This window comes from Comamonas sp. CMM03 (genome assembly GCF_019218715.1).
Classification (GTDB): Bacteria; Pseudomonadota; Gammaproteobacteria; order Burkholderiales; family Burkholderiaceae_C; genus Comamonas; species Comamonas terrigena.
This window is the reverse complement of sequence record NZ_JAHUXB010000005.1, coordinates 389,415-404,382: the sequence shown is the minus strand read 5'-3', so window position 1 is coordinate 404,382 and position 14,968 is coordinate 389,415. Positions and strand designations below refer to the sequence as shown.

The 14,968-nt window shown below is 65.3% G+C and carries 20 protein-coding genes; 3 read left to right on the top strand and 17 right to left on the bottom strand.

Features of this window, described 5'->3' with window-relative positions:
- Nucleotides 1–82 precede the first annotated feature (82 nt).
- The 14 genes from ccmI to napE are packed head-to-tail and all read right to left on the bottom strand — an operon-like array spanning nt 83 to nt 10,753.
- A complete protein-coding gene (gene ccmI, locus KW830_RS18715; RefSeq protein ID WP_066534922.1) occupies nt 83–973 on the bottom strand; it encodes a c-type cytochrome biogenesis protein CcmI in 891 nt (296 codons plus the stop codon).
- Complete coding sequence (locus KW830_RS18710; protein ID WP_066534925.1) at nt 970–1,422, bottom strand: cytochrome c-type biogenesis protein; 453 nt, start codon at nt 1,420–1,422, stop codon at nt 970–972. The genes ccmI and KW830_RS18710 overlap by 4 nt, the downstream gene beginning before the upstream one ends.
- On the bottom strand, nt 1,419–1,937 hold the full coding sequence (locus KW830_RS18705; protein WP_218334026.1) for a DsbE family thiol:disulfide interchange protein: 519 nt from the start codon (nt 1,935–1,937) through the stop codon (nt 1,419–1,421). Before KW830_RS18705 ends, KW830_RS18710 begins: the two co-directional genes overlap by 4 nt.
- Nucleotides 1,937–3,943 carry a heme lyase CcmF/NrfE family subunit gene (locus tag KW830_RS18700; protein WP_218334025.1) on the bottom strand — a complete coding sequence of 669 codons (2,007 nt, stop codon included), beginning with the start codon at nt 3,941–3,943 and terminating at the stop codon, nt 1,937–1,939. The genes KW830_RS18705 and KW830_RS18700 overlap by 1 nt, the downstream gene beginning before the upstream one ends.
- Nucleotides 3,940–4,380 carry a cytochrome c maturation protein CcmE gene (gene ccmE / locus KW830_RS18695; RefSeq protein ID WP_098066119.1) on the bottom strand — a complete coding sequence of 147 codons (441 nt, stop codon included), beginning with the start codon at nt 4,378–4,380 and terminating at the stop codon, nt 3,940–3,942. Before ccmE ends, KW830_RS18700 begins: the two co-directional genes overlap by 4 nt.
- A complete protein-coding gene (gene ccmD / locus KW830_RS18690) occupies nt 4,377–4,508 on the bottom strand; it encodes a heme exporter protein CcmD (protein WP_083520371.1) in 132 nt (43 codons plus the stop codon). The genes ccmE and ccmD overlap by 4 nt, the downstream gene beginning before the upstream one ends.
- Entirely contained in the window at nt 4,508–5,275 is a 768-nt protein-coding gene (ccmC, locus tag KW830_RS18685; RefSeq protein WP_225608570.1) for a heme ABC transporter permease CcmC, read from the bottom strand. The genes ccmD and ccmC overlap by 1 nt, the downstream gene beginning before the upstream one ends.
- Nucleotide 5,276: 1 nt before the next feature.
- A complete protein-coding gene (gene ccmB / locus KW830_RS18680) occupies nt 5,277–5,873 on the bottom strand; it encodes a heme exporter protein CcmB (protein WP_066536098.1) in 597 nt (198 codons plus the stop codon).
- 53 nt (nt 5,874–5,926) lie between these two features.
- Nucleotides 5,927–6,628 carry a cytochrome c biogenesis heme-transporting ATPase CcmA gene (gene ccmA / locus KW830_RS18675; RefSeq protein ID WP_218334024.1) on the bottom strand — a complete coding sequence of 234 codons (702 nt, stop codon included), beginning with the start codon at nt 6,626–6,628 and terminating at the stop codon, nt 5,927–5,929.
- Nucleotides 6,629–6,633: 5 nt separating this feature from the next.
- Nucleotides 6,634–7,281: a cytochrome c3 family protein gene (locus KW830_RS18670; RefSeq protein ID WP_066534939.1), complete on the bottom strand. Its 648-nt coding sequence runs from the start codon at nt 7,279–7,281 to the stop codon at nt 6,634–6,636.
- A gap of 30 nt (nt 7,282–7,311) precedes the next feature.
- A complete protein-coding gene (locus KW830_RS18665; RefSeq protein ID WP_066536105.1) occupies nt 7,312–7,800 on the bottom strand; it encodes a nitrate reductase cytochrome c-type subunit in 489 nt (162 codons plus the stop codon).
- Between the two features lie 17 nt (nt 7,801–7,817).
- The gene (napA, locus tag KW830_RS18660) at nt 7,818–10,313 is read right to left on the bottom strand and encodes a periplasmic nitrate reductase subunit alpha (RefSeq protein WP_218334023.1); all 2,496 of its coding nucleotides are present in this window, start codon (nt 10,311–10,313) and stop codon (nt 7,818–7,820) included.
- On the bottom strand, nt 10,294–10,581 hold the full coding sequence (locus KW830_RS18655; RefSeq protein WP_255578834.1) for a chaperone NapD: 288 nt from the start codon (nt 10,579–10,581) through the stop codon (nt 10,294–10,296). The genes napA and KW830_RS18655 overlap by 20 nt, the downstream gene beginning before the upstream one ends.
- A gap of 13 nt (nt 10,582–10,594) precedes the next feature.
- On the bottom strand, nt 10,595–10,753 hold the full coding sequence (napE, locus tag KW830_RS18650; RefSeq protein ID WP_066534945.1) for a periplasmic nitrate reductase, NapE protein: 159 nt from the start codon (nt 10,751–10,753) through the stop codon (nt 10,595–10,597).
- A 304-nt stretch (nt 10,754–11,057) separates the two neighbouring features.
- Between napE and KW830_RS18645 the strand changes: the two genes are divergently transcribed.
- Entirely contained in the window at nt 11,058–11,582 is a 525-nt protein-coding gene (locus KW830_RS18645) for a ribonuclease HI family protein (protein ID WP_218334022.1), read from the top strand.
- Between the two features lie 6 nt (nt 11,583–11,588).
- Here KW830_RS18645 and KW830_RS18640 read toward each other — a convergent pair whose 3' ends face one another.
- The 3 genes from KW830_RS18640 to KW830_RS18630 form a co-directional block, all read right to left on the bottom strand.
- Nucleotides 11,589–12,671, bottom strand: coding sequence for an ion transporter (locus KW830_RS18640; RefSeq protein WP_218334021.1), 1,083 nt, complete (start codon nt 12,669–12,671; stop codon nt 11,589–11,591).
- A 364-nt stretch (nt 12,672–13,035) separates the two neighbouring features.
- On the bottom strand, nt 13,036–13,344 hold the full coding sequence (locus KW830_RS18635) for a hypothetical protein (protein ID WP_218334020.1): 309 nt from the start codon (nt 13,342–13,344) through the stop codon (nt 13,036–13,038).
- 89 nt (nt 13,345–13,433) lie between these two features.
- Nucleotides 13,434–13,574, bottom strand: a complete 141-nt coding sequence (locus tag KW830_RS18630) for a hypothetical protein (RefSeq protein WP_218334019.1) — start codon at nt 13,572–13,574, stop codon at nt 13,434–13,436.
- A gap of 281 nt (nt 13,575–13,855) precedes the next feature.
- Here KW830_RS18630 and KW830_RS18625 point away from each other — a divergent pair, with 281 nt between their 5' ends.
- Nucleotides 13,856–14,002, top strand: coding sequence for a hypothetical protein (locus KW830_RS18625; protein WP_172591823.1), 147 nt, complete (start codon nt 13,856–13,858; stop codon nt 14,000–14,002).
- 189 nt (nt 14,003–14,191) lie between these two features.
- Nucleotides 14,192–14,398, top strand: coding sequence for a hypothetical protein (locus KW830_RS18620; protein ID WP_218334018.1), 207 nt, complete (start codon nt 14,192–14,194; stop codon nt 14,396–14,398).
- The last annotated feature ends 570 nt before the right edge of the window (nt 14,399–14,968 follow it).

Here is a 14,968-nt window from a genome sequence, read left to right as displayed (position 1 = left end):
CCCACCGACCCGCAGCCGCCGCTGTCGCCGTGGTCCGTGGTCCGTGGTCACACCGCCACCGGCAACCAGCCTCCGGGGTTGCTCACTTGTCGGGGCCAGCCTGCAAGGCCTCCAGCTTCAGCAGATCATCCTGCACCCGCAGCGCCATGTCCGACCCGGGCTCCATCTGCGCCAGCAACGCCTGCCAATGCTGGCGGGCCAGGGCGATGTCCCCACGCCGCACCGCGGCACTGCCGGCCAGGGCCAGGGCCTTGGCCTGGGTCGGCTGCAGACGCAGGGCCTGCGCAATGGCAGCCCCCGCCTCACCTTCCAGGCTGCCGCCGGCCGCCGAAGCCAAGGCATCGGCCTGGTCTGCCAGCAGCCGCGCCTGGGTGTCGGTATCCAGACCGCTGCGGCGTGCTTCCTCCAAGGCCTGCTGGTAGGCCTGGGCGGCATCGCCGTAGCGCTCCAGGGTTTCGTAGGAACGCGCCAGCATCAGCCAGCCGGGCAGATTCTGCGGCTCCTCCTGCAGCTTGTGGGCCAGGCTGGCCACCATGGCCTGCACCTGCCCCTCCCGGGCCATGTGGTCGCTTTCCTGCACCTGGCCCAGGCGCACCACCGCCTGCGGATCGCCCACCTGCGTATAGAGCAGCATCGCGCCCACAGGCACCAGCACCGCCAGCAGCAGGCCGCTGCCGCGCTGCAGCCACACACTGTGCCGGCGCAGGCCAGCCGGGGTGCGCCGCTCTAGCTCGGCCAGCAGGCGCGCCTGCAACTCATCCACCGCCTGGGCATGGTCTGCCGCGCTCAGGCGCTCCCCCGCCCGTTCGCGCTCCAGCTCGGCCAGCTGGGTCTGATACAGGCCGCGCAGCGCATCGTCGCTGCGTGGCAGCGATTCCGGAGCCACCTCCACCAGCAAGGCTGGCAGCAACACCCCCAAACTCAGCAGGATCAGGGCCAGCACGCCCACCCACAGCAGTTGCACATCGTTCATGGCTGCTCCTTCCCGTCGGACTGGTGCAGCCACGTCTGCACCTGCTGGCGCTGTGCGGCCGACAGCGTGGACGGTGGCGTCTGGCGCCGCCGCAACGTGCGGCGCAGCAGCAGCAGCCCCGCAATCACCACCACAAAGGGACCGCCCCATAGCAGCCAGGTGGACGGCTTCCAGGGCGGGTTGTAGCGCACGAAAGCGCCGTAGCGCTGCTCGAAGAAGGCCACCACCTCGGCATCGCTGCGGCCCTGCTCCATCTGTGCGCGGATTTCACGCCGCATATCGGCCGCCATGGGGGCATGCGATTCGGCCACGGTCTGGTTCTGGCAGACCACGCAGCGCAGTTGCGCCGCCAGCGCCATTTCCCTGGCCTGCAAGGGCTCGGCCGGGTTGGCATGTCCCCCCAGGGCCACCAGCAGCAGGCCACCACCCAGCACTGTGTGGAGCTTCATCGCACGGCCTCCAATACCGGTCGGATGCGGTCACGCCAGACCTCGGCCGTCACCGGCCCGGCATGGCGATAGCGCACCCGCCCCTGTCCATCGATCACAAACGTCTCGGGCACTCCCTGTATGCCCCAGTCCATGCCCACGCGCCCGTCCGCATCCACGGCCGATGCCTGGTAGGGATTGCCCGCCACGCGCAACAGCGCCTGGGCCTTGGCCGGCTGGTCCTTGTAGTTCAGGCCATACACCGGCACCTGGTCAGCTCGCGACATGGCTTCCAGCACCGGCAACTCCTGCCGACACGGCGCACACCACGAGGCCCACACATTCAGCACCCAGGCCTGCCCGTGCAGCGCCTGCACGCTCAGCAACTGCTCCGGCTTGTCCAGCAGGGGGCGTTCAATGGCCGGCGCCGCCCGCTCCACCAGCGCAGACGGCACATCGCGCGGATTGCGCTGCAGCCCCAGGCCCAGCATCACCGCCAGGGCCAGGAAGGCCGCCAAGGGCAAGATGAACCGCATCAGGCGCTCCTTTCCTGCAGAGGCTGCAGCGCAGCCCGTGGCTCACGGCGCTGGGCCAGGCGGAAGCGCCGGTCCAGCAGGCTCAGGCCGGCGCCCAACGCCATCATCAGGGTGCCCACCCAGATCCAGTCCATGAACGGCTTGATCTGCAGGCGCACCGTCCAGGCGCGGCCTTCGGGGTCCAGCGGTTCCCCCAGGGCCAGGAACACATCCCGCGTCCAGCTGCTGTCGATGGCCGCCTGGCTCAGCGGCATGCTCTGGACGCGGAACACACGCTTTTCCGGGAACATCAGCCACGGCGTCTGCCCCTCGGTGTGCACACTGAACTGCGCACGCTGTGCGTCGTAGTTCGGCCCTTCCACAGGGGCCACGCTGTCGAAGCGGAAGTGGTAGCCCGCCAGCTCCACCGACTCGCCCTGCGCCAGCGTGGTTTCCAGCTTGCGCTCCATGCCGTTGGCCAAGCTCACCGCCAGAATGAAAACCCCCACCCCGGTGTGCGCCGCCAGCATGCCCCACCAACCCCAGGGCTGGCGCAGCACACGTTGCCAGCCCTGGCCGCTGCCCACACCCTGGCGCATACGCTGCACGGCATGGCCCGCCGTCCCCAGAATGCACCACAGCCCCAGGGCCATGCCCAGCAGCGTGGCGGCGGAGACCTGCGCGCCCAGCCAGCCTTCGGCCAGAACCAGCACCGTGGTGCAGACCCCGGTCCACAGCACCGGCATGCGCAGGCGGACCCAGAGCTCCCGCGCGGTGCTGTGCTTCCAGCGCGCCACCGTGCCCACGGCCATCAACAGCAGGGCCGGCAGCACCAGGGGCACGAACACGGCTTCAAAGTACGGCGGGCCCACCGAAATCTTCTCGCCGCTGAGCACATCCAGGGCCAGCGGATACAGCGTGCCGATCAGCACCGCCAGCGCGGCCGCGCTGAACAGCACGTTGTTCACCAGCAGCAGCGACTCGCGCGACAGCATGGCGAACCGGCCTTCACCCTGCCCCAGCGCCTGGGCCCGCCAGGCAAACAGCCACAGCGAAGTCCCCACCACGGCCACGATGAAGCACAGGATGTACAGCCCGCGCCCGGGATCGACGGCAAAGGCGTGCACCGAGGTCAGCACCCCCGAGCGCACCAGGAACGTGCCCAGCAGGCTCAACGAGAACGCCGAAATAGCCAACAAGGCCGACCAGCTGCGGAATGCGCCGCGCTGGTCCGTCACTATCAGCGAATGCAGCAGCGCGGTGCCCACCAGCCAGGGCATGAAGGAAGCGTTTTCCACCGGGTCCCAGAACCACCAGCCGCCCCAGCCCAGCACGTAGTACGCCCAGGCGCTGCCCAGCAGAATGCCCACGGTGAGAAAGCCCCAGGCGGCCAGCGTCCACGAGCGGGACCAGCGCGCCCAGGCAGCGCCCAGCTCTCCCGAAATCAGCGCCGCCAGCGCAAAGGCGAAAGGCACGGCAAAGCCCACATAGCCCATGTACAGCAGCGGCGGATGCAACACCATGCCGGGGTCCTGCAGCAGCGGATTCAGGTCCTTGCCTTCGGGTGCGCCAGGCACCAGCCGGGTAAAGGGATTGGAGAGAAACAGCAGAAACAGCAGCAGGCCCACGCTGATCCAGGCCAGCACCGCCAGGACCCGGGCCACGAACGCCGGGGGCAGATGGCGGCTGCGCCACGCCACCACCCAGCTCCAGCAGGCCAGCAGCACCTGCCACAGCAGCATGGAGCCCTCGTGGCCGCCCCACATCGCGGTCAGCTTGTAGACGGCAGGCAGCGCGCTGTGCGAATTGCCCGCCACATACAGCACGGAAAAGTCATCCCGCCAGAAAGACCAGACCAGGCAGCCGGCCGACAGCAGGCTCAGCACGGCAAGCAGCATGGCAGCGGGCCGCGCCAGGCGCACCCAGCCCACCACGCCCCAGTGCGCACCGGCCAACGGCACCACGGCCTGGACCGCGGCCACTATCAACGCCAGCACCAGTGCGAACAGTCCCAGCTCCGGAATCATGGCAGCTCCTTGGCAGGCTGGGCCTGTTTCAACGCGTGCGCGGCTTCGGGAGGCATGTAGTTCTCATCGTGCTTGGCCAGCACTTCGCGGGCCTGAAACCCGCCACCCGCCTGCAGCTTGCCGGACACCACCACCCCCTTGCCCTCCCGGAACAGGTCCGGCAGCAGGCCACGGTACTGCACCGGCACGCGCTGTGCGCCATCCGTCACCATGAACCGCACCTGCAGCCCATCGGGGCTGCGCTGCAGCGAGCCGGACTCCACCAGCCCGCCCAGGCGAAAGGCGGCAGACGGCGGCGCCTCCCCGGCCAGTACCTGCGTGGGGCTGTAGAAGAACATCACATTGGCATTCAGTGCCCGCAACACCAGGGTCACCGCAGTGGCCACCAGCACCAGACCCGCCAGCACCCACAGCAGCCTTCTTTGACGTGGCTTCATTCCGGCAACTCCCCTTCGGTGTGTGCGGCCTGCCTGCGGCAGCGCCGCCACAGCGACCAGACTTCAGCCACCAGCAGCATGGCACTCACGCCGTAGGCCAGGGCAATAAAAAAAGCATGGTCCTGCATCACAGTTGCTCCTCGCCTGCGCGTTCCACAATCAGGCAACGGGTGCGCACCAGCGCCATGGCCAGGGTGTAGGCCCAGCAGGCCAGCGCCATCAGCAGCATGCCGGCCAGCATGGTGTGCGTCATGCTGGGCGCGGCATCCATGCGGATGGTGGCGCCCTGGTGCAGCGTGCTCCACCACTGCACCGAAAAATAGATGATGGGAACGTTGACCACGCCCGCCAGCAGCACGATGGCGCCGGCGCTGTCCGCGCGGCGCGGGTCCTCGATGGCGGACACCACGCCCAGATAGCCCAGGTACAGGAACAGCAGGATCAGCTCCGACGTGAGCCGGGCATCCCACACCCACCAGGCTCCCCAGGTGGGCTTGCCCCAGGCTGCTCCGGTCCACAGTGCGATGACCGTGAACACCGCGCCCGTCGGCGCCAGGGCCCGTGCCAGCAGCGGCGACAGGCGGGTGCCATAGACCAGACCCAGGGCCGCATGCAGGGCGGCCACCAGGTAGATGAACATCGACATCCAGGCCGCAGGCACATGCAGGAAGATGATGCGGTACACCTCGCCCTGCTGGTGGTCGGTGGGGGCCACCGCAAACCCCAGCCACAGACCGGCCACCGCCAGCACCACCGCCAGCACCGCCATCCAGGGCCAGACCCGGCCAGCCCAGTGATAGAAGACGGGGGGTGATGCCAGCTGGCGCCAGCGTCGGGGCACGGTGCGAGCCGAAGTTGCCACCGTCTGGGAGGAAACGGGGTTCAGGGTTTTCATGTCACTCCAAGGCAAGGCGCAGCGCCGCACCAATGGCCCACGGCCCTGCCAGCAGGGCCAGGCACAGAAAAGCGCCCAGCAGGTTCAGCGCAGGCGCCGCACTCAGCCCCTGCTGGGCCTGGGCCACCGCATGGCTGCCAAAAATCAGAACGGGGATGGACAGCGGCAGCACCACCAGCACCAGCAGCAACTGCCCGCGCAACCCCAAGGTCAGTGCAGCGCCCAAGGCCGCCAGCAGGTACAGGCTGGGGGTGCCCAGCGCCAGGGACGCCAGCAGCACAGCGATCACCGCGCCGTCGAGCCCGTACTGCCAGCCCAGCAGCGGCGCCACCAACAGCAAGGGGGCTACGCCCAGCAGCCAATGCGCCGCCACCTTGGCCAGCACCAGCAGTGGCAGCGGCTGGGGCGCCAGCAGCCACTGCTCCAGCGAGCCATCGGCCCAGTCGCCTTCAAACAACCGGTGCTGGCCCAACAGCACGGCCAGCAAGGCGGCCACCCACATCACACCAGGCGCAATCTGCTGCAGCAAGTTGGCGTCCGGCCCCAGCGCCAGCGGAAAAAGGCTGCCCACCAGCACAAAGAACAGCAGTCCGCCCAGCGCATCGGCCGGGCGCCGGGAGGCCAGGCGCAGCTCGCGCCCCAAAACCGCGGCTAGCATGGCACTGCCTCCTGCACCAGAGCCGGGGCACGCTCTGCTGCCGCAGACAGCGAGAGGGTCTGGGTGTGCTGCGGCGGCAGCGCCAGGCCGCGGTGGCTGACCACCACCGCCAGCCCTCCGGCATCCAGATGCTGGTCCAGCATCTGCACCAGACGCTGGCAGCCTTCGCCATCCAGGGAATTGTCCGGTTCGTCCAGCAGCCACAGCGGCCGCTGGCTGAGCCAGACGCGGGCCAGTGCCAGCCTGCGCCGCTGCCCCTGGGACAGCCGGCCCAGGGGGCGCGACACCACATCCTGCAGAGCCAGCTGCTGCAGCACCTGCTGCACCAGACCAGTATCCCAAGGGACCTCCGCCAGGGTCAGCGCAAAGCGCAGATTCTCCAGCCCGGTCAAGGTGTCGCTCATGCCGCTGTGGTGGCTCAGATAGGCCAGACGCTGCGCATACGCCGCATCGGTGGGTTTCAAGGTGTGCCCACACCACTGCAGCTGCCCGGCCCGCCAGGGCAGCAGTCCTGCCAGGCTGCGCAGCAGGCTGCTCTTGCCCGCTCCATTGGCGCCATTCACCACCAGTGCCTGCCCGCGCTCCAGCACAAAGCCGAGGTCGCGGAACAGCACCTTGCCGCCGCGCAGACACCCCAGACCCGAGACCGCCAGCGATACCGGTCGATCCGGGGCTGCGGCGCCGTCTCCTGCCATCCCCACTACTTCGCTTGCGCCACCGGTGTGGCGGCCATGGGAACCACCTGGCCCGGGGTGTCGTTGCCCGGTCCCTGCCCCGGTGGAATGTGCGGCAGCTTGTGGGCAATACCCTTGTGGCAGTCGATGCAGGTCTTTTCCTTGCTCGCCAGGTAGGTCGCGTGCATGTTCTGCGCGCGCAGGCTCTGGCGGGTGAAGTCCATGGAGTCGTAGTTGTGGCAGTTGCGGCACTCCAGTGAATCATTGGCCTTCAGACGCGCCCATTCATGCTGCGCCAGCTCCAGGCGCTTTTCCTGGAATTTTTCCGGCGTGTCGATGGTGCCGAAGATCTTGCCCCAGACTTCCTTGGACGCCTGCATCTTGCGGGCCATCTTGTCGGTCCAGTCATGCGGCACATGGCAGTTGGAACACACGGCCCGCACACCGGAGCGGTTGGTGTAGTGGATGGTGCTCTTCAGCTCGGCATACACGTTGTCGCGCATTTCATGGCAGCTGGTACAGAATTTCTCGGTGTTGGTGAACTCCATGGCGGTATTGAAGGCACCCCAGAACAGGATGCCGCCAATAAAGCCCCCGATGGTCAGAAACCCCAGGCTGAAGTGCACGCTGGGGCGACGGATGACCGCCCAGTAGCGCTTGAGAAGTGTCAACATGATGGTTCTCTTGTGCTGCACAAGGCAGCGTCAGTTTTTCTGGGTGGCCTGTGCGCCCGACTGCGACCGCATGGACTTCAGGATCAGGGCGTCCACATCCATGAAGGTGTTGTTCACCAGCGGACGGACTGCATCCTGGCTCACATGGCACTGCATGCAGAAGTAGCGGCGCGTGGACACCTGGCCCAGCATGTGGCCGTCGCGGTCCATGTAGTGCGTCACCGACACCGGCACCGCCTGCGAGACTTCCGCCTTGGTGCGCGAATGGCAGTCCATGCACTTGTTGAAGTTCTTGTCCACCTGGTAGCCATCCACCCGGTGCGGAATGGTCGGCGGCTGCCAGGTGTAGTTGCGCGTGCGGCGCACATCGTCATTGATGGCATTGCCCAGCACCGGAGGCTTGGTGGTCTCCATGATGGGCGCGGGGCCGCGTGCAGCGTCCGTGAAAGGGCGTGCCACTGGCTGTGCCAGGGCGGCTCCCATGCACAGCATCAGAAAAAGAGTACGAATGAAGTTCATGATCCACACTCCTGCCATCAAACCTTGGTGATCTTGACAGCACATTTTTTGAAGTCCGTCTGCAGCGAGATCGGGTCTGTCGCATCCAGCGTGACCTTGTTGATCAGCTGGCTGGCATCGAACCAGGGCACATAGACCAGCCCGCGCGGCGGCTTGTTGCGGCCACGGGTTTCCACCCGCGAGCGCATGGCGCCACGGCGCGATGCGATCTCCACCTCGCTGCCCCGGCGCAGGCCCAGCGCCTTCGCATCCTCGGGATGCATGTAGCACAGGGCATTGGGCACGGCACGGTGCAGCTCGGGCACGCGGCGGGTCATCGAACCCGAATGCCAGTGCTCCAGCACACGGCCGGTCGACAGCCAGAACGGGAACTCCTTGTCCGGTGACTCGGCGGCCGGCTCGTACGGCAGGGCAAAGATATTGGCCTTGTTGTCCACGTTGCCGTAGAACTGGTAGCCCGTGCCGGCCTTCACATAGGGATCGGAGCCTTCGCGGTAGCGCCAGCGGGTTTCCTTGCCATCCACCACAGGCCAGCGCAGGCCGCGCACCTTGTGGTACTCGTCAAACGGCGCCAGATCATGGCCATGTCCACGGCCAAAGGCCGCGTACTCTTCGAACAGGCCTTTTTGCACATAGAAGCCGAAGTGGGCCGATTCTTCGTTGTCGTAGGCCTTGTCCATGTCCGTGAGCGGGAACTTGTCCACCTGGCCATTGCGGAACAGCACTTCGTACATGGTCTTGCCGCGGTAGGCGGGCTTCTTGGCCAGCAGCTCCTCGGGCCAGACTTCCTCGATCTTGAAGCGCTTGGAGAACTCCATCAGCTGCCACAGGTCCGAATGGGCTTCCCCCGGCGCCTTCACCAGCTGGTGCCAGAAGTGGGTGCGGCGCTCGGCATTGCCGTAGGCACCCTCTTTTTCCACCCACATGGCGGTGGGCAGAATCAGGTCGGCGGCCACGGCTGTCACCGTGGGATAGGCATCCGAGACCACAATGAAGTTCTCGGGGTTGCGGTAGCCGGGGTAGCCTTCCTGGGCCAGGTTGGCACCGGCCTGGATGTTGTTGTTCACCATCACCCAGTAGGCATTGAGCTTGCCATCCTTGAGCATGCGGTTTTGCAGCACGGCGTGGTAGCCCGGCTTGCCCGGGATGGTGCCTTCCGGCAGCTTCCACATCGCTTCGGCCATGGCACGGTGCTTGGGATTGGTCACCACCATGTCCGCCGGCAGACGGTGCGAGAACGTGCCCACTTCCCGTGCGGTGCCGCAGGCCGAAGGCTGGCCCGTCAGCGAGAACGGGCTGTTGCCGGGCGTGGCGATCTTGCCGGTCAGCAGGTGGATGTTGTAGATCATGTTGTTGGCCCAGACACCGCGGGTGTGCTGGTTGAAACCCATGGTCCAGAAGGACACCACCTTGGTCTTGGGGTCTGCGTACAACTCGGCCAGCGCTTTCAGCCGGTTCGCGGGCACGCCGGTCAGCTCGGTCGTGTACTCCAGCGTGTACTTGGAGACGTACTTGGCGTACTCCTCATAGGTCATCGGCTTGGCGCCATTCGGATCGTCCGCGTTCTTGGCCGCTTTCTGCAGCGGATGCTCGGGACGCAGGCCATAGCCGATGTCGGTATTGCCCAGCTTGAAGTTGCAGTGCTTGGAGACGAAATCCTGGTTCACACGCCCGGTGGCGATGATGTGGTTGGCGATGTAGTTCAGGATCGCCAGATCGGTCTGGGGCTTGAACGTCAGCTCGATATCGGCCAGCTCGTAAGAGCGGTGCTCGAAGGTCGACAGCACGGCCACCTTGACGTCCGGGCTGCTCAGGCGGCGGTCGGTCACGCGGGTCCAGAGCACCGGGTGCATTTCCGCCATGTTCGAGCCCCACAGCACAAAGGCCGTGGCCTGCTCGATATCGTCATAGCAGCCCATGGGCTCGTCCATGCCGAAGGTGCGCATGAAGCCCGCCACCGCGGACGCCATGCAGTGGCGCGCATTGGGGTCGATATTGTTGGAGCGGAAACCCGCCTTGAACAGCTTGGAGGCGGCATAGCCTTCCCACACCGTCCACTGGCCCGAGCCGAACATGCCCACCCCCGAAGGACCCTGCTTCTTCAGCGCCTTCTTGAACTGCTCGGCCATCACGTCGAAGGCCTTGTCCCAGGACACGGGCTGGAATTCGCCGTCCTTGGCATACACGCCATTTTTCATGCGCAGCAGCGGCTTGGTCAGCCGGTCTTCGCCGTACATGATCTTGGACAGGAAGTAACCCTTGACACAGTTGAGCCCCCGGTTCACCTCGGCTTCCGGGTCGCCCTGCGTGGCCACCACGCGGTTGTCCTTGACGGCCACCATCACACCGCAGCCTGTGCCGCAGAAGCGGCATGGGGCCTTGGACCATGTCAGCTGCGCGCTGCCTGCCTGCGGCACGGTTCCCTGCGAAATGGCTTCAATGGGAATGCCGGCCACGGCACCTGCGGCCGCGGCGGCAGATTGACGAACGAAGTCACGCCTTGTGCTGCTCATGCTTTACCTCTTGATTGAGTGATTGCCATGCCTCGGCATGCTGGTAGACCAGAGAGACGTTGATCACGCCCTCCAGGTTTTGGATGGTGGAAACACGATCCAGGACGGAAGCGGCGCTGGGCCCTTCCAGGGTGACGACCAGCTTGCCGCTGGGGTGGGTGCCGTGCAGCACCAGCCCGTCGACACCGGTCACCGCCTGCGCCACCCCCGTCAACGACGCGGGCGCCACATGCACGACCAGGCTGGCGATATGCAGTTCATCGCTCATGCATCACTCCCCATCAGGCGTGGGGAGGGCCGGCGAACATTTGATAGAACCAGACGAGAAAACCGTAGGTCACGATGATGGCTCCCGTAATGACGGGGGCCATGACCACGGTCAGGAACGCAAAACTGCGCAGTTCCTCTTGGCGGGTAGAGGGGGATTGAGGGTCGGCCATAAGGACTCCCGTGGGTGTGGCACCGAGGTGCCTTGTAGGTCGCGCCACATGCTTGCCAGCCCTTGCGGGGCAGCCCTTCCAGGCTGGGTCAGCAGTTCAGCGCAACGGGTTTTTATTCATGCGCCCATATTATTTTTGATGGTACGCCAAGTACTTGATGAAAATCAAACGCCATGCACCATCTTGGTGTTGCCCTGCCGCATTTCGCACCAATTCGAAGCAATTCCACCCGGCAACTGGCCCGCCACGCGCCCACTCGCGCCATACCGCAGCCAGCTAACGCCATCGGCGCTACAGTGCAACCATGCCTGAGACCGCTGCCATCCCTGTTTCCCCTGCCTCCTCCGCTTCCACTTCCGCTGGATCGCCTGATTCGGCCGCGCCCTCCACGCCCTGGTGGACTGTCCACATCGATGGCAGCGCCCTGCCCAACCCTGGCCGCATGGCGCTGGGAGCGGTCTTGGTCAGCCCTGCCGGGGCCTGCCACACCGTGTCCCAGGACACCCACCGCACCGGCTGCAACAACGAGGCCGAGGTACTGGCCCTGATGGCCGCACTGGCAGTGCTGCGCACCCAGCAGGCCCAGCATGCGCGTGTCTACAGCGACAGCAGCATCCTGGTAGAACAGCTCACCCTGGCCAAGCCCAAACCCGTGGTGCGCCTGACACCGCTGTATGACCAGGCACGTGCCGCCGTGCGGCAGTTTGCGGGCGTGACCTTGCACTGGGTGCCGCGCCACCGCAACCAGCAGGCCGATGCCCTGGCCCGCGCGGCCTTACAGCTCCCGGGGGCCGTGCCTGCCCCCCTGGCCGTCAAACGCAAGCCGTAAGGCTTATCAAGCAGCCTGCGCCCCATCTGTTCGCCGGCCGTCGTTGGCAGGCGGCGTTGCAGGAGCCGCGGCAGGATCGGCAGGGGCGGTGCCAGCCATTGTTGCCGTCCCCGCAGTGCTGGCAGTGCTGCCACCAGCACCGTCAGCGCACACATCCGGCGCCGCCGCCCGCACCGTGCCTGCTTCGGCCTCGTTACGCTCCTCCGTCAGCCGGGTGCCGCAACGCCGGCAAAAGCGGGCATCGTCCTCATGGCGCGCCTCACCGCAGGTCTCGCAGTGCAGCGGCCGGCGGCAGGGTTTGGTGCCGAAGCCGCGCGACAGCTCCACGCCCACAATGCCGGTGGGTACGGCCAGAATGCTCCAGCCCACCAGCATCATCGCGGAGGCAAAGATCTTGCCCAGCGGCGTGGACGGCGTGACATCGCCATAGCCCACGGTGGTCACGGTGGAAATGGCCCAGTACATGCCCATGGGCATGCTGGTAAAGCCATGCTCGGGACCTTCGATCACAAAGATCAGCGCGCCCATCACGAACACGATCACCGCCACCACGCTGAGGAACACAAAGATCTTGCGTGCGCTGTGCTTCAGCGCCCGGCCCAGCATGAAGTAGTCCTCCAGAAAGCCGCGCAGGATGGGAAACACATGGAAGGTGCGCACCAGCCGCAGCGCCCGGATGGCGCCCAGGAACTGGTATTCCGGATGGAACAGCGACAGGTAGCCGGGAATGATGGCCAGCAGGTCCACCAGCCCGTAGAAGCTCAGCACATAGCGCCATGGCCGGCGCACGGAAATCAGCCGCAGCCCGTATTCCACCGTGAACGCCAGCGTGAACAGCCACTCCAGCGTGCGCAGCCCGTACACCACCCAGCCCTGGGCAATCGACGGAATGCTGTGCGCAATCACCACGCACAGGCTTAGCACAATGGCCACGGTCAGCCGCTTTTCAAAGCGTTTGCCCATGGGCGTGTTGGTCTCGAATACCGTGCGGTAGATGCTCTGGCGCCAGCGCGCTACCGGCACCCCCAGGCGCTCGGCCGAGGGGTATTTATCGTGGAAAAAGTCGATCAGAAAATCCAGCCAGCGCATGGGTCACCATCAGGTGGAGCGCATGACCGGCTGCTGGCGTGCGGCACGCCCCGCCTGCCCAAACCCCGCGGCTGGTCGCACGCCCCTGAAAATAAAGCGGCCTGTGCCATCCATCCAGGCTTTCACCGGCAAAACCGCCAGAATCACAGCTGCAAGGGCACAAGTTGCTCACATTTTGCCTAATCTCGCCTGTGCCATGCCTGGCATAACCGGCAAAACCCCGCCCTGTCGCCGCCATCCACCGCTGTGCGCCCTTCGACCGCCACTGGCTGCGTGGCATGGGATGGCAGCAAACGAAACACCCCGCCAGAAGCGGGGTGTGGTGTCAGCGGTGCGCATGCACCGCCGCAGGGGACTCCGGGCCTTAGGGACGGATCACGACCTGCGGACTGATCACGATCGCACCGGGTGGCGCTGCCGGATACACCATGACGGGCGGCGGCGGGCGGTGGTAGACCATGGGCTGCGCCTGGCACTTGCGCTTTTCCTTGAACTCGCCGTTGCGCTTCCACTTGCGCTCCACCTTGCAGTGGCCGTCCCAGAATTCTTCCTTGTAGCTGCCGCCTTTGTGCTTGTGGCGGTGGCCATGGTCGTCATGGTCCGCCAGCACCGACAACGGGAGCGCACACAACAAGGCCGGCAACAGCCAGCGGGGAGCCAGAGAAAAAATCATTGTTCGGAACCAGAAAAACAGAACGCGCAAGCCTACTGGAATGCCACCCGATCAGGTGTTTCCAATCATCACAGCACCTCGGCCGCAGCTCAGCAGTTGCCCTTCTTGGCCTGACCGGGTGGGCAGAAGTCCCGGTCGTTTCCACGGCCATGGTCATGGCCATAGCCCGGGTACACCACACAGCCCGACAACACGGCCACCACAGACAACATCGCACACCATTTTTTCATCGCACAGCTCCTTCGCAAAGCGTGGGAAGTCTAGAAAGTTTGCACCGCCAGCAATGGAAAGTTCTGTAAGAAATTGTCCGCCGCACCGCCCTGCCCCATAGCCCGCAGCACCTGCACGCCTTGCATGCCCACGCGGTTGGCACACCGCCGCCAGCACGCTGAAATGCCAATCAGCTCCCTGCTGACAAGCAGACACCCTGTCTACCTCACATGACGCCTTCCGCCGCCACCGATAGTGAACAGACGAACCCACCGTGCCTTCCCCAGCCAGGAGACCGCCCATGACCGACGCTGATGCTGCACGCCTGGAATCCCATGCACCACCACCCGTCCTGGCGCCCTTGCCGGAACCGCTGCCGCCGGAAGAGGTGCTGCAGTTGCTGGCCCAGCAGTCCCCGCTGGGCGAACACAGCGTGGACGCGTTCTGAACCCTCCGCTGGCGCAGTTCCGCCACACCACCTAGCAGCAGCTGCTAGAATTTGCACACCAGCTTCAAGCGCTGGTCGCTCGAGTTATGACTATTGCAGGGGCGTTACCAACTGCTAAAACGTTGAGCCGCGCACTCCTCCCCGCACGTAGCAGACGTTTCAACAGTCTGCGGGGAAACAGGAGTCCACATGGCAATCACCCCAACCACCGTATGCGCGCAACTGGATGCCACCATCCAGTCTTTGGGGGCAGACCAGCACCACCTGCTGATCACCAGCGTCATCCCCAGCGCGCGGCGGCCAGAGCACCAGGTGCGCTACAGCAGCGCACTGACCACCGCAGAACTCCGCCGCCTGCGCGATGTGATCGACCAGGCGCTGACGCAGGCAGCCTGAGCCTTTGCAACTCGAAGTCGGCATCCTTGTGCGCACCAGGTCAGCCCTACACAACTGCGTGCCGCTGACCCGTATGGTGGCTACGTTCTGCGCTGGTCGATGGCGGAGGCTTTTCTACCCTTTGTTGAATCCAGCGCAGCGACGGCATGCCGCCATGAAGGCTGCAAGCACACGTGCCCCTGCGATCAGACGCACGATCAACAAGCAGAGAAATAGGACAACCATGCCGGCAGCGAAAACGTTCGAATCCGGATGACCCAAGCCAATTGCATCAATGGCTGATCCATTCGCCTCCTCTCCCCGGGGATGCATGCATGGCAAATCAGACCGCCCGTGATCAAGGAAAATCCCAGCCAAACCGGTCAACAGCCAAACTCTAATCCGCTGGAATGCGGGAAACCATTCGACTCACATCGATCCAGCATGTTCTGGTTGTGCTACGGGCAGATAAAAGGACCGGCGTGCTGCGCAAGCAAGATAAAAATTCTTCACTCAGTAAGTAAAATCAAATTTTTTCACCTACTGCGGCACCTCACTACCGACAATGCAGATCCCCTAATGCAACCATCC